At 45.9% G+C, this 23,155-nt stretch carries 26 protein-coding genes, 1 tRNA gene and 1 riboswitch; of the genes, 7 read left to right on the forward strand and 20 right to left on the reverse strand.

The window, feature by feature from the left end:
• Positions 1 to 72: 72 nt before the first annotated feature.
• Positions 73 to 2,631, reverse strand: coding sequence for a vitamin B12-dependent ribonucleotide reductase (locus AS030_RS09585; RefSeq protein ID WP_061970990.1), 2,559 nt, complete (start codon positions 2,629 to 2,631; stop codon positions 73 to 75).
• A gap of 337 nt (positions 2,632 to 2,968) precedes the next feature.
• Complete coding sequence (locus tag AS030_RS09590) at positions 2,969 to 3,805, reverse strand: lipoate--protein ligase family protein (RefSeq protein ID WP_061970992.1); 837 nt, start codon at positions 3,803 to 3,805, stop codon at positions 2,969 to 2,971.
• A gap of 151 nt (positions 3,806 to 3,956) precedes the next feature.
• Between AS030_RS09590 and AS030_RS09595 the strand changes: the two genes are divergently transcribed.
• Complete coding sequence (locus AS030_RS09595; RefSeq protein WP_061970994.1) at positions 3,957 to 4,334, forward strand: rhodanese-like domain-containing protein; 378 nt, start codon at positions 3,957 to 3,959, stop codon at positions 4,332 to 4,334.
• A gap of 52 nt (positions 4,335 to 4,386) precedes the next feature.
• On the opposite strand, the gene gcvPB is transcribed toward AS030_RS09595, so the two are convergent.
• From gcvPB to gcvT, 3 genes are read right to left on the reverse strand one after another with little or no spacing between them, the layout of a single operon-like run.
• Positions 4,387 to 5,844: an aminomethyl-transferring glycine dehydrogenase subunit GcvPB gene (gene gcvPB / locus AS030_RS09600; protein WP_061970997.1), complete on the reverse strand. Its 1,458-nt coding sequence runs from the start codon at positions 5,842 to 5,844 to the stop codon at positions 4,387 to 4,389.
• Positions 5,844 to 7,184, reverse strand: a complete 1,341-nt coding sequence (gene gcvPA, locus AS030_RS09605; protein WP_061970999.1) for an aminomethyl-transferring glycine dehydrogenase subunit GcvPA — start codon at positions 7,182 to 7,184, stop codon at positions 5,844 to 5,846. The genes gcvPB and gcvPA overlap by 1 nt, the downstream gene beginning before the upstream one ends.
• 27 nt (positions 7,185 to 7,211) lie before the next feature.
• On the reverse strand, positions 7,212 to 8,309 hold the full coding sequence (gene gcvT, locus AS030_RS09610; protein ID WP_061971001.1) for a glycine cleavage system aminomethyltransferase GcvT: 1,098 nt from the start codon (positions 8,307 to 8,309) through the stop codon (positions 7,212 to 7,214).
• 207 nt (positions 8,310 to 8,516) lie between these two features.
• Positions 8,517 to 8,602: riboswitch (glycine riboswitch) on the reverse strand.
• 164 nt (positions 8,603 to 8,766) lie between these two features.
• On the opposite strand from gcvT, the gene AS030_RS09615 reads away from it, so the two are divergent.
• Both AS030_RS09615 and AS030_RS09620 read left to right on the forward strand, forming a co-directional pair.
• On the forward strand, positions 8,767 to 10,455 hold the full coding sequence (locus AS030_RS09615) for a DEAD/DEAH box helicase (protein WP_061971003.1): 1,689 nt from the start codon (positions 8,767 to 8,769) through the stop codon (positions 10,453 to 10,455).
• A complete protein-coding gene (locus AS030_RS09620) occupies positions 10,424 to 11,218 on the forward strand; it encodes a YqhG family protein (RefSeq protein ID WP_061971005.1) in 795 nt (264 codons plus the stop codon). The genes AS030_RS09615 and AS030_RS09620 overlap by 32 nt, the downstream gene beginning before the upstream one ends.
• 27 nt (positions 11,219 to 11,245) lie before the next feature.
• Here the strand turns inward: AS030_RS09620 and moaA are convergent, their stop codons facing one another.
• The 10 genes from moaA to comGA all read right to left on the reverse strand — a co-directional run bounded on the left by moaA (position 11,246) and on the right by comGA (position 16,993).
• Positions 11,246 to 12,265, reverse strand: coding sequence for a GTP 3',8-cyclase MoaA (gene moaA, locus AS030_RS09625; RefSeq protein WP_061971008.1), 1,020 nt, complete (start codon positions 12,263 to 12,265; stop codon positions 11,246 to 11,248).
• 83 nt (positions 12,266 to 12,348) lie between these two features.
• On the reverse strand, positions 12,349 to 12,525 hold the full coding sequence (locus AS030_RS23560) for a YqzE family protein (RefSeq protein ID WP_162264544.1): 177 nt from the start codon (positions 12,523 to 12,525) through the stop codon (positions 12,349 to 12,351).
• Between the two features lie 17 nt (positions 12,526 to 12,542).
• Complete coding sequence (locus AS030_RS09630) at positions 12,543 to 13,070, reverse strand: shikimate kinase (protein ID WP_061971010.1); 528 nt, start codon at positions 13,068 to 13,070, stop codon at positions 12,543 to 12,545.
• A complete protein-coding gene (gene comGG, locus AS030_RS09635) occupies positions 13,067 to 13,441 on the reverse strand; it encodes a competence type IV pilus minor pilin ComGG (protein WP_061971012.1) in 375 nt (124 codons plus the stop codon). Before comGG ends, AS030_RS09630 begins: the two co-directional genes overlap by 4 nt.
• The gene (locus AS030_RS09640; RefSeq protein ID WP_061971015.1) at positions 13,438 to 13,878 is read right to left on the reverse strand and encodes a ComGF family competence protein; all 441 of its coding nucleotides are present in this window, start codon (positions 13,876 to 13,878) and stop codon (positions 13,438 to 13,440) included. The genes comGG and AS030_RS09640 overlap by 4 nt, the downstream gene beginning before the upstream one ends.
• On the reverse strand, positions 13,836 to 14,165 hold the full coding sequence (locus AS030_RS09645; protein ID WP_061971016.1) for a type II secretion system protein: 330 nt from the start codon (positions 14,163 to 14,165) through the stop codon (positions 13,836 to 13,838). The genes AS030_RS09640 and AS030_RS09645 overlap by 43 nt, the downstream gene beginning before the upstream one ends.
• Positions 14,149 to 14,592: a competence type IV pilus minor pilin ComGD gene (gene comGD, locus AS030_RS09650; protein ID WP_061971019.1), complete on the reverse strand. Its 444-nt coding sequence runs from the start codon at positions 14,590 to 14,592 to the stop codon at positions 14,149 to 14,151. Before comGD ends, AS030_RS09645 begins: the two co-directional genes overlap by 17 nt.
• Positions 14,576 to 14,881 carry a competence type IV pilus major pilin ComGC gene (gene comGC, locus AS030_RS09655; RefSeq protein WP_061971021.1) on the reverse strand — a complete coding sequence of 102 codons (306 nt, stop codon included), beginning with the start codon at positions 14,879 to 14,881 and terminating at the stop codon, positions 14,576 to 14,578. Before comGC ends, comGD begins: the two co-directional genes overlap by 17 nt.
• A gap of 13 nt (positions 14,882 to 14,894) precedes the next feature.
• The gene (gene comGB / locus AS030_RS09660; RefSeq protein ID WP_061971024.1) at positions 14,895 to 15,935 is read right to left on the reverse strand and encodes a competence type IV pilus assembly protein ComGB; all 1,041 of its coding nucleotides are present in this window, start codon (positions 15,933 to 15,935) and stop codon (positions 14,895 to 14,897) included.
• Positions 15,932 to 16,993 (reverse strand): competence type IV pilus ATPase ComGA, encoded by a 1,062-nt coding sequence (gene comGA / locus AS030_RS09665; protein WP_074440497.1) that lies wholly within the window; start codon positions 16,991 to 16,993, stop codon positions 15,932 to 15,934. Before comGA ends, comGB begins: the two co-directional genes overlap by 4 nt.
• A gap of 123 nt (positions 16,994 to 17,116) precedes the next feature.
• Here comGA and AS030_RS09670 point away from each other — a divergent pair.
• Both AS030_RS09670 and AS030_RS09675 read left to right on the forward strand, forming a co-directional pair.
• Positions 17,117 to 17,191 (forward strand) — tRNA-Gln (locus AS030_RS09670).
• A 132-nt stretch (positions 17,192 to 17,323) separates the two neighbouring features.
• Positions 17,324 to 17,566 carry a DUF2626 domain-containing protein gene (locus AS030_RS09675; RefSeq protein ID WP_061971029.1) on the forward strand — a complete coding sequence of 81 codons (243 nt, stop codon included), beginning with the start codon at positions 17,324 to 17,326 and terminating at the stop codon, positions 17,564 to 17,566.
• 206 nt (positions 17,567 to 17,772) lie between these two features.
• On the opposite strand, the gene AS030_RS09685 is transcribed toward AS030_RS09675, so the two are convergent.
• The gene (locus tag AS030_RS09685; RefSeq protein WP_061971034.1) at positions 17,773 to 18,852 is read right to left on the reverse strand and encodes a class I SAM-dependent methyltransferase; all 1,080 of its coding nucleotides are present in this window, start codon (positions 18,850 to 18,852) and stop codon (positions 17,773 to 17,775) included.
• A gap of 1 nt (position 18,853) precedes the next feature.
• Positions 18,854 to 19,483: an MBL fold metallo-hydrolase gene (locus AS030_RS09690; protein ID WP_061971036.1), complete on the reverse strand. Its 630-nt coding sequence runs from the start codon at positions 19,481 to 19,483 to the stop codon at positions 18,854 to 18,856.
• Positions 19,484 to 19,555: 72 nt separating this feature from the next.
• Here AS030_RS09690 and AS030_RS09695 point away from each other — a divergent pair, with 72 nt between their 5' ends.
• Positions 19,556 to 20,038, forward strand: a complete 483-nt coding sequence (locus AS030_RS09695) for a hypothetical protein (protein ID WP_061971037.1) — start codon at positions 19,556 to 19,558, stop codon at positions 20,036 to 20,038.
• A gap of 125 nt (positions 20,039 to 20,163) precedes the next feature.
• Positions 20,164 to 20,346, forward strand: a complete 183-nt coding sequence (locus AS030_RS09700) for a DUF2759 domain-containing protein (protein ID WP_061971038.1) — start codon at positions 20,164 to 20,166, stop codon at positions 20,344 to 20,346.
• A gap of 54 nt (positions 20,347 to 20,400) precedes the next feature.
• Here the strand turns inward: AS030_RS09700 and AS030_RS09705 are convergent, their stop codons facing one another.
• The 3 genes from AS030_RS09705 to AS030_RS09715 form a co-directional block, all read right to left on the reverse strand.
• Positions 20,401 to 20,706: an MTH1187 family thiamine-binding protein gene (locus AS030_RS09705; protein WP_061971039.1), complete on the reverse strand. Its 306-nt coding sequence runs from the start codon at positions 20,704 to 20,706 to the stop codon at positions 20,401 to 20,403.
• Between the two features lie 150 nt (positions 20,707 to 20,856).
• Positions 20,857 to 22,047, reverse strand: a complete 1,191-nt coding sequence (locus AS030_RS09710; RefSeq protein ID WP_061971040.1) for a M14 family metallopeptidase — start codon at positions 22,045 to 22,047, stop codon at positions 20,857 to 20,859.
• Positions 22,048 to 22,166: 119 nt separating this feature from the next.
• Complete coding sequence (locus AS030_RS09715; protein WP_061971042.1) at positions 22,167 to 23,144, reverse strand: ROK family glucokinase; 978 nt, start codon at positions 23,142 to 23,144, stop codon at positions 22,167 to 22,169.
• Positions 23,145 to 23,155 lie beyond the last annotated feature (11 nt).

Genomic DNA, 23,155 nt, shown 5'->3' on the forward strand with positions numbered 1-23,155 from the left:
GAGTTTGGATTTTATGAGTCCCCTGCATAAAAAAAGAGGCAGACCCGTGGGTCTTGCCTCTTCAATAAACGTTTACAGTCCGCATTTCAACTGCGTGTTGCAGTTTGTGCAAGTATTGCAGCCGCCGATTTCTTTAACTTTTCCTTTTCGGCATACAGGGCATGTATTGCCCACTTCGTTTCCGACCGTAACATCGGTGGAGCGAAGATCCGTAATGGTGTCCACCAGAACGACCTTGCTCTTTTCCTCTTCGCCGAGATTCATCTCGGTTTGCTCAAAGGATTCTTCCGCTTTTAGGGTAAGCACCTGTGCATCACGGCTTCCGTCTACATACACCGTTCCGCCTTTTGCTCCGCCCTTGTAAAGGCGCTCATACACTTTTTTCACCTGGTCCACAGAGTAGCCTTTTGGCGCGTTCACTGTTTTACTGATCGAGCTGTCCACCCAGTTTTGGATGACACATTGAGTATCAGCGTGTGCTTCCGGTGAAAGTTCCATGGCTGACACAAAGAATTCAGGCAGGTTGTTTTCATCCGCCTCCGGATTGTTGGCCAGGTATTCATTTACAATGTCAGCCTTCACTTCAATAAATTTGCCCAAACGTCCGCTTCTGAAATAAGAGAAGGAGAAGTAAGGTTCTAATCCTGTGGAGACTCCAACCATGGTTCCTGTGCTTCCAGTTGGCGCCACAGTAAGCAAATGGGAGTTCCTGATGCCGTATTTCAAAATTCCTTGATGGATATCTTCCGGCAGTTTTTTCATATAACCAGTTTTGATAAAGTTTTCACGAAGCTGTTTGGTTTCTGCTTCTGTCTTGCCCACCAAGAACGGAAAGCTGCCTTTTTCTTTGGCCAGCTCAATCGATGTGCGGTAAGCGGTCGTTGCAATAGTTTCAAATATCTTATCAACCATAGCATTTCCTTCTTCAGACCCGTACATCGTTTCGCAATAGATGAGAAGATCGTGAAGACCCATGACTCCAAGACCGACACGGCGCTCGCCAAGAGCCTGTATACGGTTCGGCTCAAGGAAGTACGGAGTCGCATCGATTACGTTATCCTGCATGCGTACGCCAACTTCAACGGTGCGCTCCAGCTTCTCAAAGTCAATCGTTTTATTCACTTTGTCCGCCATGTTGCCAAGGTTAACTGCAGCAAGATTGCAGACAGAGTATGGTGCGAGAGGCTGCTCGCCACATGGGTTTGTTGCGACTACCTTCTGGCCGTAAGCAACGGCATTGGTCTTGTCGTTGGCATTATCGATAAAGAAGATACCAGGCTCAGCAGAATAAGTAGCACAAATGTTAATCAGGTTCCAAAGCTCTCTTGCCTTAATGCGCTTGTAAACACGGATGCTGTAGCCTTTTTCTTCCCAGACACGAACATCTCCTGTTTCATGCCATTCTTCGTTGTAGGCTCTCATTTCTTCCGGTGTGTAATTTTCAACATTTGGGAAGCGTAAGGCATATTCCGCATCCTTTTCTACGGCTTCCATAAAATCTTTAGTAATGGTTACAGAGATGTTTGCCCCAGTAAGGAAATCCGGATTATGGACGCTGTATGTTCCGCCGTCACGAAGCATACGCTCCGCTTCGCGATGAACATCCGCATCAAATCCGCCTGTCCCCGGGATTTCCTTGTAACGGAGAATTCCCTCGTACATTGCTTTTTCCGTTGGAGTAAGCGGCGTAAATTTCAGCTTGTCCTGAGCGACCTGCTTTATCTTTTCATCCTCGGTGTTTTCAATAAGGTAGCGAAGAATTCTTGGGTTTTGCATTTTTGAAATGATGAAATCAATAATATCAGGGTGCCAGTCCGCGAGCATGATCATCTGTGCACCTCTGCGAGACCCGCCCTGCTCTACCAAATGCGTTAGCTTCGCAATATCATCCAGCCATGAAACCGAACCGGACGATTTTCCGTTAACTCCGCGGGCAAGCGCGTTTTTCGGACGGAGGGTGGAACCGTTCGTTCCAACACCGCCTCCGCGGCTCATAATCTCCATCACCTGCTTGCGGTGATCTGAGATTCCTTCACGGGAGTCTCTCACGTATGGCATCACGTAGCAGTTGAAGTACGTAACGTCCGTTTCCGCCCCGGCACCGTACAGAACACGGCCGGCAGGAATGAAGTTCATCTCGGAAAGTTCCTTATAGAACTTCTCAAAGGATTCCAGGCGCTTTTCCTCGGTCGTTTCGACGCTTGCGAGCCCTGTTGCATTCCTCTTGGCAATCTGCTCATAAAAAACCTCAAGCGGCTTGTCCATCACATCAAGCGAACGGTTAATGATGCCTGATTCCGCTTCTTCCGGCTTGTCGAGCACCGCTTTAAATTCATCTTCCACACGCACACGAGCTGTTTTCGCTTCCCAATCGATGCTAACGATGTATCCAAGCCCTCTTGCCGGGAATTTCGGATCTTCTTTTACCGTCAGAACGACAAAGTCTCCTTCCTTTAACGTTTTTCTTTCGGTATCTTTAAAGCTGTATCTGTCCAGCATGACGAGCCGTGATACACCCTTATGTGCTGTTTTCATGTCGCTGGTTACCGGATGTACTTGAGGAAATTGCTCAATATCCTTATTCAGCATTTCAATGTTGATTCCTGAAGGGTCACTTACTGCTACTCCCATCATTCTCCTCCTCGTAAGTAAAATAGAAGACTCTATCTATATGTTGTATGTAGTTTAGTTACCACTATACTATATATAGGTAAACCTGTTGTCAAAATATTTATGTTGTCAAACTAGGAAAACCACGCTTTCGTAAGAAAAACAGTGAATGAATTGTTTTTCTTGTCTCAAACCACCTTAAATCCCATAGATTTAAAGATTGAAAAATGTCCGCTTTGGAAGAACGTTGAAACCACAGGCTTTTTGGAGTTGGGTCAAAAAAAGCCCTGAAATTTTTTTCCGTCTTGACATCCAAAAATAAAAACCGAGACAACAAAATCTTGTCCCGATTTTCGCCTTATCTTCTGAACGTCCACTCTTTGCTTCTATATCTAGTTTCTGCAATCTGTTCAACTTCTCGTTTTTGCTCGTCGCTTAACTGATACGGCTGCAAATCAAGATTCAAACCGGATTCAAAGCCGGCATGAAAAGCTTGTTTAGCCTCATCAGGCGTAACCGGTTTTTCACGGAGCTCATTCATCGCCACCGCTTTGCTTTTAAATGCTCTTTGCATTCTCTCCCTCACCCGGTCGCTTGGATAGACAAACAGGTCAAACAACTTGTTTTCGTCAAGATCCAGCAAGATGGAACCGTGCTGGAGGATCACACCTTTTTGTCGGGTTTGGGCACTGCCGGCGACTTTTCGTCCTTCCACCACGAGCTCATACCAGGAAGGAGCGTCAAAACAGACGGCAGAGCGAGGATTTTTCAAGCCCGCTTTTTCTTCTTCCGTACGGGGAATGGCAAAATAGGCTTCGAGGCCAAGATTACGGAATCCCTGCAGAATACCTTCAGAAATGACACGGTACGCTTCAGTTACCGTTTTTGGCATGTTAGGATGCTCTTCACTCACGATCACACTGTATGTAAGCTCCTTGTCATGGAGAACGCCGCGTCCGCCGGTTGGCCTGCGCACAAAACCAAGTCCGTAGTTTTTTACCGCCTCAAGGTTGATTTCCTTCTCAGCTTTTTGAAAATAACCAATGGACAAGGTTGCGGGATTCCATCCGTAAAACCGGATAACAGGGGGAATCTTTCCTTCGCTGTGCCATGTCAGCAACGCTTCATCCAACGCCATATTGTAGGCTGGATCGCAATTTCCTGAATCAATGAATAACCACTTTTCTCTTTCCATATAACTATCTCCTTTTTGATACCTTACTAGTTTATCAAAACTATACCTTCTGTCAAAACACAAAGTACTGCCAATTTTTAATATTATTCTTTTGATTCTGGCGGTCGGTGAAGATATAATTAAAGGAGATATAAAAAAGGAGTGCAAGCATATGGAATGGATTATCGTTCTTGTTATTTTGGCAGCCATACTTGTTTATCTCGTAGTAACTGCCCTGAACCAAAAAAGATTCTTGAAGACGTTGAGTGAAGAGGAATTTAGAGCTGGCTACCGAAAAGCCCAGCTGATTGATGTGCGTGAACCGGATGAGTTCAAAAAAGGGCATATCCTTGGCGCTAGAAACATTCCCCTTACTCAGATGAAGCAGCGAAAAATGGAAATTCGCCCGGACAAGCCGGTTTATCTATATTGCGAAAGCGGCATGCGCAGCGCCAGAGCGGCCCAATTCTTGCGAAAAAACAAATATACAGATCTTTCTCACTTACGAGGCGGATTTAAAAAATGGACAGGCAAGGTAAAATCTTCATAAACGTAAAAAAAAGGTTCGGGATCAATTCCCCGAACCTTTTTTCTATTACTCTCTACTTAACATGACGTAATACCGGTTTACGGGCAGCCATTGCTTCATCCAGCCGCTTAACGACAGTGGAGTGAGGCGCTTCCTGTACAACCTCCGGTGTCTCTTCTGCTTCTTTTGCGATTTGGATCATAGCATCGATGAATTCATCGAGCGTTTCCTTGGATTCGGTTTCCGTCGGCTCAATCATGATCGCTTCTTCGACAGACAGCGGGAAATAGATCGTAGGCGGGTGATATCCGAAATCAAGCAGGCGTTTCGCCATATCCAAGGTTCGAACACCAAGCTTCTTCTGCCTTTTTCCGGACAAAACAAACTCATGCTTACAATGCTGGGTGAACGGCAGATCAAAATGCGGCTCAAGCCTTCTCATCAAATAGTTGGCATTCAGCACCGCATACTCAGACACCTGTTTCAGTCCAATCGGTCCCATTGTGCGAATATAAGTATACGCCCGAACATTGATGCCAAAGTTTCCATAATACGGTTTTACCCGGCCAATGGACTGTGGACGGTCGTATTCAAACGTAAAACCTTCCCCTTTTTTCATCAATACCGGCTTCGGAAGGAATGGAATCAGATCCTTTTTCACCCCAACAGGTCCGGATCCCGGTCCGCCACCGCCGTGCGGTCCTGTAAAGGTTTTATGCAGGTTAAGATGGACAACATCAAAGCCCATATCCCCCGGACGGGTATAACCCATAATTGCGTTCATATTGGCACCGTCATAATACAGCTTTCCGCCTGCTTCATGAACGATTGCCGCCATCTCAAGGATGTGCTCTTCAAACAAGCCGAGCGTGTTCGGGTTCGTCAGCATAAGTGCAGCTGTATCTTCCCCGACCACACGTCTCAGATCATCGAGATCCACCAATCCGCGGTCATCTGATTTTACAGTGATCGAGTCAAAACCGGCGACTGTTGCAGATGCAGGATTAGTTCCGTGTGCGGAATCGGGTACGATGACCTTCGTGCGCTTTTGATCTCCATTGGCTTCATGGTAGGCACGGATCATCATCAGCCCGGTCCACTCCCCATGGGCACCGGCAGCAGGCTGAAGCGTCACTTCATCCATTCCTGTAATTTCGGCCAGTGACGTTTGCAGGTTATACATCATCTCCATGGCACCTTGAACTGTTTCTTCTTCCTGAAGCGGATGAATTTGTGCAAAACCGGCATAACGGGCCACATCTTCATTGATTTTCGGATTGTATTTCATCGTGCACGAGCCGAGCGGATAAAATCCTGAGTCAACGCCATGATTACGTTTGGAAAGCGCGGTATAGTGACGCATGATTTGCAGCTCGGAAACTTGCGGCAGCTCGGCATGTTCGGTGCGGACGTAATCATCCGGCAGCAGCGAACTGAGGTCTGCTTCCGGAACATCGAGAGCCGGGAGACTGTAACCCACTCTGCCTTCTTTCGATAGTTCAAAAATAAGTAACTGATCTTGAGTGTTCATTATAGCCCCTCCAATACGGTTGCCAGTTTATCAATCTCGCTTTTTGTGCGCAGTTCGGTTACGGCAATCAGCATATGATTTTCGAGTTCAGGAAAGTCCCTTCCAAGGTCATAGCCGCCGATCATTCCGTTTTCAAGCAGCTTTTTATTGATTTCTTTGACCGGACCATTAAGCTTCACGACAAATTCATTGAAAAATGGCGCTTCATATGGAATGTTGAATCCTTTTTCCGAGAGAATGTTTTTAGCATAGTGTGCTTTTTGGATGTTTTGAACAGCAACCTCTTTTATTCCCTGCTTGCCAAGGGCTGTCATGGCAACAGATGCAGCCAGCGCATTCAGCGCCTGGTTGGAACAAATGTTGGACGTCGCCTTATCACGGCGGATATGCTGTTCACGCGCCTGAAGGGTTAAAACAAAACCGCGTTTCCCGTTTTCGTCCACCGTTTGGCCGACAAGCCGTCCCGGCACCTTTCTCATCAGCTTTTTGGTTACAGCAAAATAACCGCAGTGCGGGCCGCCGAACCCCTGAGGAATTCCAAATACTTGGGCATCACCTACAACAATGTCCGCTCCGAATTTTCCAGGAGGCGTCAATACACCGAGAGAAAGCGGATTGCTTGAAACGACAAACATCGCTTTTTGGCTGTGAACGATTTCTTCGATGTCCTTTAGCGGTTCGACCTGACCAAAGAAGTTCGGATATTGAACGAGAACACAGGCTGTTTCATCGTCCACCGTGTTTTTCAATTCTTCCAGATCCGTCAATCCATCCTTGGTGTCCACTTCCACCACTTCAAGTCGCTGTCCGTTGGCATACGTTTGAAGCACTGCAAGTGATTCGGGATGGACACTTTTGGATACGATGATTTTTTTGCGTTTTGTTTGTCCTGCAGAAAGAAGAGCAGCTTCTGCAAAAGCGGTTCCGCCATCATACATCGAGGAATTCGCCACATCCATGCCTGTCAGTTCACAGATCATTGTTTGAAATTCAAAGATTGCCTGCAGCTCCCCTTGCGAGATTTCCGGCTGGTAAGGAGTATAAGCGGTATAAAATTCAGAACGCAATGTCACATGGTTTACAATAGAAGGCGTATAGTGATCATACACCCCGGCTCCCAAAAAGCTTGCATACTCCTTGGTGTTGATGTTTTTCTGCGACAGCATAGACATATATTTTACAAGCTCCGGCTCAGGCAGTGCAGGTTCGATCTGCAAATCGCCTTTAAAACGAACGTTTTCCGGAATGTCTTTAAACAGTTCTTCTGTGGATGAAATGCCGGCCGCTTCCATCATTTCCTTTTTGTCTTGCTCGGTCATTGGCAAATACCGAAATGTCATAACTGTGTCCTCCCTTTGGGGCTTTGATTAGCTGCGTTTATAAAATGGCGATTTTACAACAACCGCCTTCAAGCGTTTTTGTCTGATTTGCACGTCGACTTCGGTTCCTAATTCGGCAAATTCCGTTTTTATGAGCGCGAGGCCCAGATTCTTCTTCAAGGTTGGTGATTGTGTTCCGGTTGTAACCTCACCAATCTGTTCGCCATCCTTGAACACTTCATAATGAGAACGCGGAATCCCTTTATCAATCATCTCAAGCCCGACCAGTTTTCTTGGTGCTCCTTCTTCCTTCTGTTTCTTCAACACGTCTTTGCCGATAAAGTCAGTTTCTTTATCCGTTTTTACCGCAAAACCGATCCCTGCTTCGATCGGAGTAATGTCTTTTGTGAGCTCCTGTCCGTAAAGCGCAAGTTTTGCTTCAAAACGGAGAGTATCACGTGCACCCAATCCGCAAGGAACCACACCCTCTTCTTTGCCCGCTTCAAGAATCATATCCCAAAGCTTCACCGCCGCTTCAGGAGAACAATAAATTTCAAATCCGTCTTCGCCTGTATAGCCCGTGCGCGATACGAGCGCATGGATACCCTGAAGGCTGACATCACGTTTGAATTTAAAAAAGCCAATGGAGGACAGATCGGTCTCTGTCAGCTTTTGCAGAACACGTTCCGCGAGTGGTCCCTGCAACGCAAGCTGGGCCGTTTCTGCAGAAATATTGGAAAGCTCGACCCCTTCACCAAGATGGGACTGTAGCCAGTCAAAGTCCTTTTCGATGTTGGAGGCATTGACAACAAGCAAGTAGTGCTGGTCGCTGTACTTATACACCAACAGGTCATCTACGGTGCCGCCGTTTTCGTAGCACATCACGGTATACTGAGCGCCGCCATCCTTTAATTTGGAAAGGTCATTAGTAAGCATGCGCTGCAAAAAGGCGCTTGCCCCTTCTCCTTTTACTTCAAATTCTCCCATGTGCGAAACGTCAAACAGCCCCGCTTTCGTACGAACCGCTTCGTGTTCCTCACCAATACGGGAAAACTGGACAGGAAGCTCCCAGCCTCCAAAGTCAATCACTTTTCCGCCATGCCCTTTGTAAATGTCAAAAAGTGGTGTGCGCTTTAAGTCCCTCATTACGTTTCCTCCCTTTCATCCATCATTGGTAATATTCGAAAAATTCCAAGTAAATAAACCATCGCCTGCAGAATATGGAATATACAAAAAAGGACAGAGAAATACCATTAGTCAGGTATCCCTCTGTCCTTCAACCAGTAAGTTTGGAAAGGGGCATGCCCCTTCGTTTCTTCGTTGGTGGTCCATAGTGGACGCTCTCCAGAGACGCGTCAAACAAGAGTCTTTTTGCCTGAGAGTTTCGCTCCTGCTTGCTCCTTCGGCGCTACCGAAATAGTCTCTCCTCTTGCTTTCATTCGCAAGTATGTTATTTTTGTCCGTCGTCCATACTAGTAAATAGGTTTTGCCTTGGAAACACATTATTATCCTATCATTATTTTAGTTTAAAAAGCAACGCAATTTTGAGAATTGAAAACCGCAGTGTGCAAGCGGATTATGATACATAGAAAGGAAAGCGGCCATGAATCTTAATATCAACTTTAACCGGGAATGGCATGACGAATTTATTAAACGGATGGATGATGATGGCCCCTGGACAAAATGGGAGTTATATAACCTTGCGCTTGAAGCGGAAAAGAATTTATCCATCCCTGATTTTCTCGGTCTTCAGGCTCCGGGACATCTTCCGCAGCTTACCTTCCTTCCCCATCAGCTTGAGGTTGCAAAAACCGTGATCGAAAAAATGAACGGCAAAGCCATTCTCGCCGATGAGGTCGGGCTTGGAAAAACGATTGAAGCCGGGCTGATCCTGAAGGAATACATGATCAGGGGACTTGCCAAAAAGGTCCTTATCCTCGTACCCGCTTCCCTTGTTCTGCAATGGACAGGAGAATTAAACTCCAAGTTTTTCATTCCTGCGGTGGCGCAAAAAAAATCATACGTTTGGGAGCAGTGCGAGGTGGTCGTATCCTCCATCGATACCGCAAAACGCCAGCCTCACCGTGACATTGTCCTGAACCAGGATTATGACATCATCGTGATCGATGAAGCTCACAAGCTTAAAAACAAAAACACGAAAAACTATGAATTTGTTCAGCATTTAAAAAAGAAATTCTGCCTTCTTCTCACCGCTACACCGGTTCAGAACCGGGTGGAAGAAATCTTTAATCTGGTTTCCTTGTTAAAACCAGGACATCTTGGCAATCAGGAAAACTTTGATAAAGACTTCAGGAACGACAAGCATTCCTTGAAGAACGAGGAAAAGCTGAAGCAGCTCGTAAATAAAGTGATGGTCCGGAACCGAAGAGAAGAAACAGGGCTAAAATGGCCCAAACGGTTTGTTAAAACCATTCCGATCACCCTTTCAGAAACTGAGCGTAATTTGTACAGCAGCATTTCCGAACTTAAGGAATTGCCTCAGTTCAGCCGAAGCAAATTTTCTGTGCTTACCCTGCAGCGCGAAGTCTGCAGTTCTAGAGAAGCCTGCTTCATGACACTGAAGAACATGCTTCAAAAAGACCCTTATTCCGAACATACCATTGTTCCTCTCATGAAAAAAATAGAAGAGGTCACCCAAAATTCCAAGGCGATGAAAACGCTCGAGCTCGTGCAATCGATCAATGACAAAGTGATTATCTTTACCGAATATCGGGCCACCCAGCTCTATCTGCAATGGTATCTGCAGCAGCATGGCATCTCTTCAGTTCCGTTTCGCGGCGGATTTAAACGGAGCAAAAAAGAGTACATGACCCATCTGTTTAAAAACCATGCACAGGTGCTTATCGCCACAGAAGCCGGCGGAGAGGGAATTAACCTCCAATTTTGCCAGCATATCATTAACTACGACCTGCCGTGGAATCCGATGCGCATAGAACAGCGGATCGGCCGGATTCACCGGATCGGACAAAAAGGCGACGTTCATATTTATAATTTCGCAACAGAGAATACCATTGAAGAACGGATATTGAACCTTCTCTACAACAAGATCAATCTGTTTGAAAGCGTAATTGGTGAGCTCGATGAAATACTGGCTAAATTTGAACTAAAAAACATTGAAACTTACATTTCTGATATTATGCTGAACTCGGAAAGTGAAGGGGAGATGAAAGTGAAAATGGACAATCTTGCGTCGCTGATCAATCTCGGCGGAGGCATAAAAAAGAAAGGCTGGGAAGAACATGCAGCAGCACGAGATTCATCATTTTCTTGAACGGTATTTTGAAGCCAATGAATGCACGGTGGAAGCAAGACATCCCAGTTATATGAAGATTCAGCTGACCGTGGAACTCGATAAGCTATTGATGAACCGACCGTTTTACTGGCATTACCTGGAGAAAACCGGGGGCGTTCCCAATCCACTGACCCTCACACTTGTAACGGGCCAGCAAACGCCTCCCGACGGCGGCGGAGAGTTTATCCATTTTGGTTCCCCCCGGCTCCATCAAATTTTTGCTTCCACCAAGAAACTGGGGTCTTTCATTCGGATGTATGAATCCATCACCCAGCATTCCGGGCAAAACATTGCTCTTCATCCGTGGCTGTGTGTGAATATGAAAACCTCTTATCAGTGCGACCGCAAAAAAGACCGTATTTCCTCCTATGGCATCCATCTCATTACGGGACGCATGGTAGAGTCTTTTCATGAGAAGCTCTCAAAGCTTCCGCTGACCCGCAAGATTCCTGACTTCTGTTACACCCTTTCCCCCTTCATCCGGCCCATTAGCGGGTTAAAACGGATCGAATCTCTTGTGGAACAGGAAATCAAGCAGGATGACCACAGCTGGGCGGAAGATGCGAAGGCAAGATGGCGTGAAGACGAAGACCTTTTGGACCGCTTTTATGAAGATGAAGAGGAAAAGCCGGAGTACTACCATGTGGAAAAAGAAGCACTCCGTACCCAGTATGAGCCAATAATCAGCGTGGATATCATAAACGGCGGATTGTTTTATTTGTCTGAGACAGCCCTGTCATAATCGTGGAAACCAAAAAGGAGGCTGCAATCAGCCCCCAATGTAAGACATCTCAATTTTCTTTCTTGTGGCCGCGCCCTTCCGGCGTTCGTCGGAGTAACGGTCAGTACGGTTTTTCCAAATTCGGGAAATAAGTGCATCCAGTTCTAGATCTGTTGCCCCTTCTCGAAGGGGTGTTTTTATGTCGGTTCCGTTCGAAGCAAATAGGCAGGTGTACACCTTGCCGTCAGCAGACAGCCTCGCTCTCGTGCAGGAGGAACAAAAGGAATCGCTGATCGATGAAATGATGCCAATCTCATTTTCTCCATCAGCAAACTGATAGCGGGAAGCAACCTCACCATAATAGTTTTCCGGCACGGTTTGAAGAGGCAGTTCGCTTTGAACGTTCTTAAGAATTTCTTCCTTCGTCACGACTTCTTTCATGTTCCATCCGTTCGTTGTCCCTACATCCATAAATTCAATAAACCGAAGAATATAAGGAGTGGATTTAAAATACTTGGCCATAGGGAGAATTTCCTGTTCGTTCACTCCTTTTCGGACCATCATGTTGACTTTCACTTGCAGGCCCGCTTCATGAGCAGCCCTCATACCTTCAAGCACCGGTTTCACCCCGATTCCCCTGCCGTTAATTCGGCCAAAAAGATCGGAATCAAGAGAATCAAGGCTGACGGTCACTCGATCCATTCCGGCTTTCTTCAGGTCATGGGCGACACGAGGCAAAAGTACACCATTTGTTGTAAGAGCAAGATCTTCGAGCCCCTTGAGCTGGTTCAGTTCCCCAATGAGCTCCGGAAGGTTCTTTCTCATCAGCGGTTCACCGCCCGTGATTCTCAGCTTGGTCACACCTGAAGCAACAAAACGCTCAGCAACCTTTATAATTTCATCAAAGCTTAAGAGCTCTGTCTTTTCCAAAAAAGGATAATCCTTGTCAAAAATTTCTTTCGGCATACAGTACGAACACCGAAAATTGCATTGGTCTGTTACTGAAATCCGCAAATCTTTCAGAGGCCGTTTCAGCCGGTCCAGCAATGTTTTTTCATTTCCCATCATTACCACACTTCTTCATTTTTAGGTTAATTCAACCCTATCATATAATTTTAAAAATGAACAATGTTAGGATTGTGCAGGCAAGACTACTTTTTGTTCTTTTTAAATACCATTCCAAGCGATAACGGAAGCATTCCAAAAAGCGAAACGAGAACTGGCTGTTTTCGCTCCGCTTTTTGCTCTTTCAAATACAGTTTTTCCTCTTGTGTCCGGCTCAGCCGTTTAACAAGAGACTCGATCAAAAATTTAAAATACGCGTTCACGGGAAACCACACCTTTTTTATCGTTTGTCCCCAGTGTATCCCATTTCAGAGCGCTTTAACCTTGCTGCAATGCGTTCGGCCGCTTCCTCTGGGTGGCATCCTCCGGTCTCGAGCGCCCAGTGGCAATCCCGGTAAATCGGAAGCCGCGATTCATATAGCTTTTGCATTTCCTTCTTTTTTTCCTGGTTAAACAGTGGACGGCTTGTGTCTTCTTTCAGCCGTTCAAAAATAGTTTCCAGGGAACAGCTCAAAAAAATGACAAATCCGTTCTCCATCATAAATTTCCGGTTTTCCGCGGAAACCGCAAGACCTCCGCCTGTCGTAATGACGGCATCTTCCTTTGGCAGTTCAGCAAGAATGGCAGCTTCATAGCTTCGGAAAACTGCTTCACCATCTTCGGCGAAGATTTCGGCAACCGTCTTACCGTATGTTTCTTCAATCAAACGGTCCGTATCAATGACCGGCAAGTCCAGCTCTTCACCGAGCAGTGAGCCCACTGTCGTCTTGCCGGACCCCATGAATCCTGTTAAAAATATCGGCTTCAACTTGTACCCTCCACCCACTTGGTAATCGTTTTTGTCTCGCTATTATAATATATAATCACGCTTTTTGTCTGAAGGTTTTTCAAAATGGCCGATAATTTTAGCTCAATCACAGGAAGGCCTGTCCTGTTCATCTGACAGTCCACTACTCCTTCACGGAACTCAAACCGGCTTGCCGGTACATTGTCCTGCTTCAAAGTCAGGAGGAGTTCACTGCTTGTTTTCTCAATCATCTGATCGAGCTGAAAGCGGTGTTTCTGGTCCGCTAAAAATTGCTTTTCTCCCAAATACATAAAGAGCTGATGAGCAGTCAGCATGGAAATGATCAGACAGAACACCAGCACCACCGGAAAAATATATCCTTTTTCATTCATGGAGACAGCCCCGTCTTTCGGACAAAAACGCGCTTATACACATGGGAAGCAGTATCGATAATCACCAATGTAACAGCCGAATCTTTTATGGAAGGCCGGAATTGCTTGACGGAAAACAGCCACGTCTCATATCCTTGTCCATTGATTTGTTTGCGAATTCTGTTTTGATAATAAGAAAAGCTAATCTGCTGGCCGGATTCTGACGAAAGAAGCAACCGGTCAGCATTCGCTGTAACTTGATTGGCTTCCCGGATCAACGGGCCAATGGACATATAGAAAGATTCCAGCTCTTCTGCAGGAACCCTGTTCTCCATTGGAGGGGAAAGAACCTTTATTAAAAGGGGAGAAAGCAAGGCAAGCATCAGAAAAATAGCAAGAGCAATTACCGTTTCGATCAGGGTAAAGCCATTTGGTTGACTCTTTTGATTACACCACATTCACTGTACATCCTTTTATTTTTACCGGTAAATGCAATACAAGGCGCTCCTTCCCGGAAATCCCATTTGAATTCCCCTGTTTCTCCTGCCACTGCCCCTTCTTCCACCTCACTTCCATCACTGAGCTTATTGGCCAGAAGTTCTAACGCTTCCCTTTGCTGCTGAAGGGTGAAGCGTTCATGATAAATCCGGTAAAGCACGGGAGCAGCGGCCCCGATCACGATCGAAAGCACACTCAAGGCAAGCATTGTTTCCAAGAGATAAAAGCCATTACAATCTCTCCACATAAAACCGCCCCTTTCCCAGCAAAAACACTAGTCGGTATTTCCCGGCATCCGTTTTAATCAGCAATGTGCCCGATGAACTGATGTTTCCGTTTTTCGTGTACGTAATTTTCATCGTCATGGTGGAAGATTCCACATCAACCTGATCCGCATATATGATCTCTTTGAATACACTGCTCGTCCCGCTGCCAACCACATAACGATGCTGATCAGGGTAAATATGCAAGAAAACAACCTTTTGCTGCACCACAGCTTGGCGCTGTGTAAAGTACAGATCTCTTTTCAACTGTTCCAGGAAAAAGTGCACCTCCCTGCTTTTGTAGTAGCTTTGCAATGAAACTGCGGTTACTCCAAGCAAAATTCCACCGATCGATAATACGATCAACAGTTCAACCAAGGAGTATCCGTTTACTTCAGTTGCCCGCTTCAACCACTACTCCGTTTTGAAGTTCCAATGCTTTGCCGCTTGGACACTTTACTGTATCTACATAATCTTCTGTTACCAGTGTGCTAAGGTCAGTCAGTTTGGTCCCTTTTTCCGCTTCATATGCGCCAACCTGCCCCTGAACAAGATCAATCGTCGCCTTGCAGCCAATATCCTTTGCAACACCCAGATTCTTTGCCATGCTCGGTAAGGCGATCAAAAGGAGTACAGAAATAATGAGGAGCACAATCATCATTTCGATCAGGGTGAAACCATCTTCGCTTAATTCTTTCATTAACCCACCTCTTTTATTGAATGGAATCCATCATGTTAAACATCGGGAGCAGCATCGACACAAACATAACCAGAATGGTGCTGCCGATAAAAAGGAACAATACCGGCTGCACGATGACAATGTACCTGGACAATTTTTCTTCTGCATAACTCATCAGCATTTCACTATAGTCTATCAACTCTTTGCCGAGCAGCCCCGACGTGTGACCATGCGCAATAATGACAGAGAGTTCCGGAACAAAATAACGTCGCTGTGCAACAATGTCCTCAAACTTTAAACCGTTCAGCAGATCCTGCTTCATCTTAGCGGCCTCATACCGAAAAAAACGCATGTATTGATTATCTTCAAGGATGACGAGCGCATCATTGATCGCCAGCCCGCCTTTCAAAAGACTTCCAATCTGTACGGAAAACTGATGGGTGATCCATACAGCAAGAAGTTTATTAAACAGCGGAATACGGAGAAGAAAGCGGATTTGTCTCGATGGGTGCATATTTTTTGATATAAAAAAATAAACCGTACCAGTTGCTGCAGCTCCTGCTAACATCCATCCCAAAAAGAATGGAAGCTTTTTTAATAAATTGATCATGAAGGTTGTAAACCAGGGGAAATCAATGTTCAATGAGGAATACAGAGCGAGAAAATGAGGAATAAGCAGGCGGAACATAATGAAACAAACGGATAGAACAATAAAAAACAGAAATACAGGATAGCGCACAGCCTTTAAAAACCGTTCTTTTATCTCTTCTTTTTTTCTGAGCATCTTGCCGCCTTCCATTACACTAAAACACAAATCACCATGCTTTTCGGATAGCTCCAAAAACCCTAAAACTTCACTTGAAAACTTTTCTGAAGCCAGTGCTTCATGAAGAGAATATCCTTTAACAAGAGAATCATACACCCGGTACAATCCCTTTTTCATCCACTGATGTTGATGAAGTTTGAGAATGCTGATCGCCTTGGGAAGTGTGTAGCCCTGTTCGAGCAGCCGGCCCAGACGGAGCAAGAAATCTCCCTGCTGCTTTTTGGTCCAACTTCTTTCCCTTTTTCTCATCGGTCCACTCCCCACCTGTGAAGAGTGTTCATCGGCAGAAATCCAAGCGCCATTCCCTGTTTCATAAAATAATTCAGTGTTCGTAAACCATCCGGCCGGTCCGAGTTGCCCCGGATCCATTCCATCCCTTTTTCCAGCCCGGATTCTGACAATAATTCATATAACCCCATTCGTTTGTCATGTCTTCGCATAAAGCAATATGGTTCACAGCGGGTTCCGCAATACGGACAGGTTAGCGAAAGCAGCCGCTGGGAAACAATGCCAAGCAATGTTTGCTCAATTTCCTGAACCGAAAGCCCAAATTCGACCAACCGGTACAGGCAGCCGAGTGCATCTTCCGCATGCACGGTAGACAAGACCAGATGCCCGGTCATTCCCGCCCGGATGACCAGCTTCGCTGTTGCTTCGTCCCGGATTTCTCCGATCATGATCACATCCGGATCATGGCGAAGCAGTGATTTAAATCCTTCACCGTAAGTGATCCCTGCTTTTTCATTGACTTCCATTTGCAAAAACAGATCCATTTTCTTTTCTACCGGATCTTCAAGCGTCAAAATATTTATGGTGTCCTTGGTTTGAAGGTATTGAAGAAGAGAATACATAATTGTAGTTTTGCCCGAGCCGGTCGGCCCAGAAAAGAGGATAAGTCCGCTTGAGCGGTTGAGTAATGAATGAAGGCCTTTCAGGGAGTGAGGAAAAAGAGCAAGCGATTCGAAATGGGCTGGTCCACTTTGGGGGAGCAACCGGATCACTAGACTTTCATGGAAAGCCGTTGGCAGCGTGGAGAGCCGGAGATGAAGCAATGTTCCGTTCAGATCAAGGTCCATCGAGCCGTCCTGGGGCCTGCGCTTTTCTCCAATGTCCATTCCGGCCTTAAATTTAAAATGGGAAACGAGCCGCTCGAAAAACACGTACGGGACTTTTTCAATCGGGTGCAGCTGACCGTCCACCCGAAGCTGGATCATCCCTTGATTGCGCAGGGGTACAAAATGGATATCGGAGGCATTGGTTCTGGAGGCTAGCTGAAGCAATTCTTTGCTTTTTGATTCAATTGGCAATGAACTATCACCTTCTTTCTGTGGTTTCTGATTCAATTCGACAGTATACGAGCATTCCCTTTTAAAAAATCATCTTTTTTTGTATATTTCGTTCGACACGAGCCATACTAGAAGTAGTGCCGATGGGCTATAGCCAAGTGGTAAGGCAACGGACTTTGACTCCGTCACTCGTTGGTTCGAATCCAGCTAGCCCAGCCATCTTTTGTCAAAGAACACCCTACTTTGTGTTCTTTTTTTGTTTTTCCAAATCCAGTTAGATTGGCATTTACAATTGTGTAAAAATTCATATATAATACAGTTGAGTTCTTCGGTGAAAAGGGAGGGATACATATGGCAAGAATGTACAAGGTTTTGGGCTTTTGGACTGGAATTATTGCAGTAATGGCCTATCTTGGAGATCTGACTGACATGTCTCTATTATTTTTGGGCCAAACCATTTTATTTGTTTCATTAAGTTACCTGAATTTATCTGAGCGTATGTATATTTATATTTTTGGCGCTTATTTAACAGTCTTTTTTGTCGGCTTTACATACTGGACAACATTCATGATGACTCCCGGTGGCGGTCACTAAAGAAAAGCGTAAGCGGCCTGTTAAAGTCCGACAAGCGCTGGAGGTCTTACACAACAACACGCTTTTTGTGTTGTGGAGCAAGAGTGAAGCGACCGATGACGAAATGGTATTCAATTTCGTCTTTCGAGGACTTATGCTGAAAACGAGTTTTCAGCCCTGGACGCTGAAGCTGGACATTACTTCTACGAAAAAAAGAAAACGGTTGCTTAAAAGCAGCCGTCTTTTTTTTGGATCAATATTTGAAAATACCGGCTGATGCTGTGGTCCATGATCAACGAGCGGATCGCACGGTTTTTTTTATGTTCAGAAGAAAAAGGATCCCTGCTTACGTTTTCAGCCAGGTGATCCAGTATCCCGTTTTTCAGCAAAAATTCCTGCTGCGATTGGAAGCCGGATGTTGGACATCCATAATCTTCCCCCACTTTTCTGATGCAATCCCAGTGAACATGGGAGGTCAGATCCATCTCTCCAGGATAAGACAGCGGATTTGGAATGAGCTGGTGGCGGTAATAGCCCCGCAAGCTTCCTTCACTAATCTCCGGCTGCCGCCATTCCTCTTCTGAATAACCATAATCAACAAAAACCACATATCCGCGCCCTATCCATTCATACAGCTTACCGAGCCAGCTGGTCATAGCAAGCGGAATTTCCATCGTTTGTCCGGGTTCCAGTTCTCCATGGTATTCCTCGATCCACTTCCTAAGTTGATCATCCGCACGGACAGCAACATCGATAAGATCCCCAGTTTCGTTCAGAGACACCTGAATTTCTTTCAAACCGCTTGATGTTTGCCTGACCACATGAACTGGCATGGCATCGAGCAGCTCATTTCCAAAAACAATGCCATGAAAAAAGGGACACAAGGACTGAAATTCCTCAAGAGTTGAATAGTGCGACCAAGAATGATTTTCGAGCTTCCTGCCGATTTGTTCCGCATGATACGGGCTCGATTCGATCACCACATACTCCAGTGCCGGGTATCCTTTCGCTTGCCATTCGTCAAGAACGCTTCTGGCAAAGGAGCCGTCTCCTGCCCCGATTTCGCATAGGACATATGAAGATAATCCGAGCTCCCTGAACATGAAATAAAAAACATCGGCCCAAACGGCGCCATACACCGCGGAAGCTGAGCTGCTCGTATAAAAATCCCCGTTCCGGCCAATTTTTGTTTTATTCTTTTGATAGTAACCATGTTCCGGATGATACAGAGCCATTTCCATGAATTCCGCATAAGTGATGGAGCCGCCTGGGGCATTTTTTATGCGTTCCCGGATGACGGAGAGCATATCAAAAACCGCTTAAGAAAGGATTGGAGTCCATTTCGGCACCAATGGACGTTTCCGGGCCATGGCCGGAAAGAACGAGCGTTTCTTCAGGAAGATGTAAGAGCTTGTCGTGAATACTTTTTAGTAAAAGCTCGTGGTTGCCGCCGTACAGGTCGGTCCTTCCAATGCTGCCGGAAAAGAGCGCGTCTCCCGAGAAAACAACCTCCTCTTCTTCTGCATAATACGAAACACTTCCCGGGGAATGCCCCGGTGTTTCAAATACTTTAAAGGTAAAGCTGCCGATTTTTAACTCACCCTCCTCTGTAATCAGATGGTCAGCATCCTTGGCGACAATTCGCTGCATAAAATGAGCCGAACCGTTTTTGCTCGTGTCTCCGAGCCAGTCCTCTTCCTTCTTATGTATGTAAACCGGAATGCCCCAATTTTCACGGACTTCATCCACTGCACCAATATGGTCAAAATGCGCATGCGTCAGAAGGATGGCAAGCGGCTTAACTCCCCTTTTTTCGATCAAGGAAATGATTTTCTTGCCTTCACTTCCCGGATCAAAAATGATTCCTTCCTTTTTTTTATTCCACAATACATATGTATTTTCCTGAACAGGGCCGACCGTCAATCGTTCCCAACTCATAGCTATCCCTCCATTGCAATCTGTTTCTCCCTATTTTACACTAAAAACAAAAACGATGTGGAGGAAAGACATGTGACGCTTTGCTATGGGATTGAAATGAAACCGGACATCACCAAAAAGCCGGGTGCTCTTGCCCAGGTGGTCAGAAAGACGGCAAGCCTCGTTTCGGTTTCAGACAGGGACGGTGAGATTGCCATTGTTGAAACCAAGGAAGAAGCGTTGCGGTTAAAGGAGTATTATGAATCACAAGGCATGTTTGAAGATATCCATCCACTACTCCGCATGGAAACGTTCCAGCCGACCGATCGTTTTCACGATTACGGGCTTCTTTCCGCTGCACATCACTATTACCTATATGGGGATCTCACGTTCGGTTTTCACCTTACAAACCCGCAGTCCGGAGAGACGGACCAGTTTTTGTTTCAATTGGAGGAGCATCTGCTTGGAACCGAAAGAAAAAAACAAAAGGAAATCTATTATGCGGACCGGACTGAGCGGGAACTCATTGAAAAATATGCAAGTGCTTACAATGTCTCCATTACGGTAGATTTGTGAAAAAAGGACACTGTACAAACGGTTACAAAACAAGTAAAATAGTACAAGGTAGTATCCGTCTGATTTGCTATACATAGGAAATTTAGGAAGAACTTAGATTACTACAGAGTAAGGGGGCATAGGATATGGGATTAGCCATCATTTTTGCTATTGTAACGATTTTAGCTGCTCTAGGTTTACTGCGTTCTTTAAAAATTAAAAATATGTTAGGTTCCGGTTTTGCATTCCTTACATTGGCCGTATTCGGCTGGTTTACCGTTATGACCTTTATTGATGTGTTCACAGGCGGAGGCTCTTCAGGTCACTAAACCAACTAACAAAAACCCATCGCGCACTTCCTGTGCCGATGGGTTTTTGTTTTTTTATTTCATTTGGGCTCTGACACTCTCAAGCTTCGATTTCATCGTGGATGGCTTGTCTCTGCGGTCATCAATGCGGATATTGGTGGCCACGCGCTCGATCCCCTGAGCAAAAGGAGCCTCATGCATATCTTTGATCACTTGCAGCAGCACCTCCAGCTCCCCTTCAACAATCGTGTTCATGGGTGTCAGTTCATAGTTGATCTTCTCTCCATAGCTTTCCAGTACACGCTGAATTCCGGCCACATACTTGCTGACACTGGGAGTCTCTGTCCCAATCGGAATCACGGTAATATCAATAATGGCCATTTTTCTTACCTCCATAAATATGAATTCCTTATCAGTTTATCATGTTTCCTAGCAATTCGAAAAAACGAACGTAAAGTGAGAGGTTAAGAAAATCAGCAGAAAAAAAGACACCCGGGAAGCCCCTGGTGCCTGGCGGAAGAATCTTCATTTTTACATATAAAGACCCGCAAGAAAAATCCCGAGTGTATCCTCGTAGATTTCATCAAACTGTGAGAGCGGCAGAGGATTGACTCCGTAGCCGAGTTCAATTGTAAAGCCCGGACGGCGAAATTCCTGGATGAACCAGTCTTTATAGCCGGCATAACTGTCAACATACTGTACAGCTTTGTAGCCGCTGACTCTCTCAAACTCCCGGGCAATGTCTTCCGCTTCAGGCGGTTCTTCCTTTTCAAACCCCCAGTAAAACTCCTTCCCCTGTGTATGGAGAGCAATGACCCGGTCAAAATCCTCCTCGAAGGCGAGATCTGCCATCGCCCGGGCTTCCGGCTCGGAAAGCGGATAGTCCCCGGGATAATCCCTTGGGGCCGCTTCCTGCGGCTTCCGAACTTTTTCTTTTTCCCAACGGGCTGGAAGCTGATTATTCAGGTCTACTCCCCGGATATTGGCTTTCCAGTCTTTAAAGTCAATTGACTCCTTATTTAGGGACTTAACAAGACTATGAAAAGGTTCCTGCACAGGCGGTCCATGCAGCACAAGATCCACGCCGTCCGGATCCACCATTGGTACAGCAGACAGTGTTGTTTGTTCATAGAGAGTAAGCATATTCACCCCGCGGATCGGGATGTTGTTGGTAAGGGCGAGCAGGTAATCATTCAAAAAGGTCATTAATATCCCCGTAGTAATCCATTCATTTGCATGAAAAGAAGCATTAACGTGCACTTTTTTTGTTCCTCTTCCCCATTTCAGCTGAACTAGTTCTTTTTTTAAAACCGAGTGTCCAATGATATCACTCTGTATAAAGGGATACAGTTCACATACCTTCCGAAGGTCCTTTTGAAGCGTAGGATAGTCATAAGGTACGCCTGAGGAGACCACTCTTCCTGATGCACGCTTTGGCACGAACAACCTTTCACCAATCTGAAGCGACTGGATATTAACGAGCGGATTCAACAAACATATGGCATCTGGGTGAACACGGCAGGTTTGAGAGATGGAATGTACTGTATCTCCATGATTGATCGGTATACCCTCTGCAAAATATCCAGGCAGCCGTACGAAAGATCCCGGCTGCAACGCGTCCGGATTCAGGTTAGGGTTGGAATCAAGCAGCAGCTGCAAGGGGAGATCGAATAATTGGCTGTAGTAGGAGAACGTATCTCCTTTTCTTACCGTTATCTTCATAAGCTCCTCCTCCTGTATTTCGCTTCTACCTTTCATATTATTCGTCTCACACAGAGGATATGAAAATAAAGAAAACCATGCTTGAGTCATAAGCATGGTTTCTTCTTAACGTTATTTGATTACATTACCGTTTCTTCATGAAGGGTCTTGGCCATATAAGCTCCACCGTAGACACCTGCATCGTTTCCTAAGGAAGCGATCGCAAACTCTGCTCCTTCTTTCACAAGGGGAAGGGCGAACTTTTCAAAGTTTCGTTTAACCGGGTCAAGGATTTTATCCCCTGCTTTTGACACACCGCCGCCAAGAACAATTTTTCCAGGGTTGATGGTACATCCAAGGTTGGCAAGCATAAAGCCGAGGTGATAACCGACAAGCTCAAGCACATAAAGAGCCAGCTCATCTTTTTGGTCAGCCGCATCAAAAACATCCTTGGCCGTGATACCGCCTTCCTTTTCCTCTTCCTTGTGCAAGAGCGAGTCAGGATAATTGTGCAGTCCTTCTCTGGCTAAACGGCAGATGCCTGTTGCCGAGGCCACTGTTTCGATACATCCTGTCTTTCCGCAATTGCATGGAGCACCACCTTCAGGAATCGCTGTGATGTGGCCGATTTCCCCGCCCATGCCGTTTTTGCCGTGAACAATTTTTCCGTTGGAAACGATTCCGCCGCCGACTCCCGTTCCGAGCGTGACACAGAGAAGATCTTTCGCACCATCTCCGGCGCCTCTCCACATCTCGCCTACAGCAGCCAGGTTAGCGTCATTGTCCACGACTACCGGAAGACCGGTTTCCATTTCCAAGCGTTCTTTTAACGGAAAGTTCACCCAGCCGATATTGACCGCGTGGTAAATGAATCCTCTCGACAAGTCAATAAATCCAGGGGCACCCATTCCAATGCCATGGAGTCTCGACTTGCTGGCTCCAAGCTCGTCCAGCACAGAATCAATGCTCTTGGCGATGTCCTTTGTGATGTTCTTTCCTTTTTCCGAAATATCCGTAGGAATTTCCCATTTTTTAATCAGGTCGCCATAATCGCTGATGAATGCCATCTTGATTGTCGTTCCGCCCAAATCTACGCCTACATACCATTTCTCATCCATTGCTGTCACCC

Source organism: Fictibacillus enclensis (genome assembly GCF_001457035.1).
In the GTDB taxonomy this organism is placed as follows: domain Bacteria; phylum Bacillota; class Bacilli; order Bacillales; family Fictibacillaceae; genus Fictibacillus_C; species Fictibacillus_C enclensis.

Coding starts and splice junctions, on each gene's coding strand:
- AS030_RS09705 (WP_061971039.1), bottom strand. CDS start 20,706: ATGGCCATTATTGATATTACCGTGATTCCGATTGGGACAGAGACTCCC.
- gcvPA (WP_061970999.1), bottom strand. CDS start 7,184: ATGACATTTCGGTATTTGCCAATGACCGAGCAAGACAAAAAGGAAATG.
- AS030_RS09640 (WP_061971015.1), bottom strand. CDS start 13,878: ATGTGGTGTAATCAAAAGAGTCAACCAAATGGCTTTACCCTGATCGAA.
- gcvPB (WP_061970997.1), bottom strand. CDS start 5,844: ATGAACACTCAAGATCAGTTACTTATTTTTGAACTATCGAAAGAAGGC.
- AS030_RS09645 (WP_061971016.1), bottom strand. CDS start 14,165: ATGTGGAGAGATTGTAATGGCTTTTATCTCTTGGAAACAATGCTTGCC.
- AS030_RS09585 (WP_061970990.1), bottom strand. CDS start 2,631: ATGGGAGTAGCAGTAAGTGACCCTTCAGGAATCAACATTGAAATGCTG.
- AS030_RS09690 (WP_061971036.1), bottom strand. CDS start 19,483: ATGAGTTGGGAACGATTGACGGTCGGCCCTGTTCAGGAAAATACATAT.
- AS030_RS09700 (WP_061971038.1), top strand. CDS start 20,164: ATGGGATTAGCCATCATTTTTGCTATTGTAACGATTTTAGCTGCTCTA.
- AS030_RS09590 (WP_061970992.1), bottom strand. CDS start 3,805: ATGGAAAGAGAAAAGTGGTTATTCATTGATTCAGGAAATTGCGATCCA.
- AS030_RS09710 (WP_061971040.1), bottom strand. CDS start 22,047: ATGAAGATAACGGTAAGAAAAGGAGATACGTTCTCCTACTACAGCCAA.
- gcvT (WP_061971001.1), bottom strand. CDS start 8,309: ATGAGGGACTTAAAGCGCACACCACTTTTTGACATTTACAAAGGGCAT.
- comGB (WP_061971024.1), bottom strand. CDS start 15,935: ATGAGAAAAAGGGAAAGAAGTTGGACCAAAAAGCAGCAGGGAGATTTC.
- AS030_RS09615 (WP_061971003.1), top strand. CDS start 8,767: ATGAATCTTAATATCAACTTTAACCGGGAATGGCATGACGAATTTATT.
- AS030_RS09675 (WP_061971029.1), top strand. CDS start 17,324: ATGGCAAGAATGTACAAGGTTTTGGGCTTTTGGACTGGAATTATTGCA.
- AS030_RS09715 (WP_061971042.1), bottom strand. CDS start 23,144: ATGGATGAGAAATGGTATGTAGGCGTAGATTTGGGCGGAACGACAATC.
- AS030_RS09595 (WP_061970994.1), top strand. CDS start 3,957: ATGGAATGGATTATCGTTCTTGTTATTTTGGCAGCCATACTTGTTTAT.
- comGC (WP_061971021.1), bottom strand. CDS start 14,881: ATGAAAGAATTAAGCGAAGATGGTTTCACCCTGATCGAAATGATGATT.
- AS030_RS09620 (WP_061971005.1), top strand. CDS start 10,424: ATGCAGCAGCACGAGATTCATCATTTTCTTGAACGGTATTTTGAAGCC.
- comGG (WP_061971012.1), bottom strand. CDS start 13,441: ATGAATGAAAAAGGATATATTTTTCCGGTGGTGCTGGTGTTCTGTCTG.
- AS030_RS09685 (WP_061971034.1), bottom strand. CDS start 18,852: ATGCTCTCCGTCATCCGGGAACGCATAAAAAATGCCCCAGGCGGCTCC.
- moaA (WP_061971008.1), bottom strand. CDS start 12,265: ATGATGGGAAATGAAAAAACATTGCTGGACCGGCTGAAACGGCCTCTG.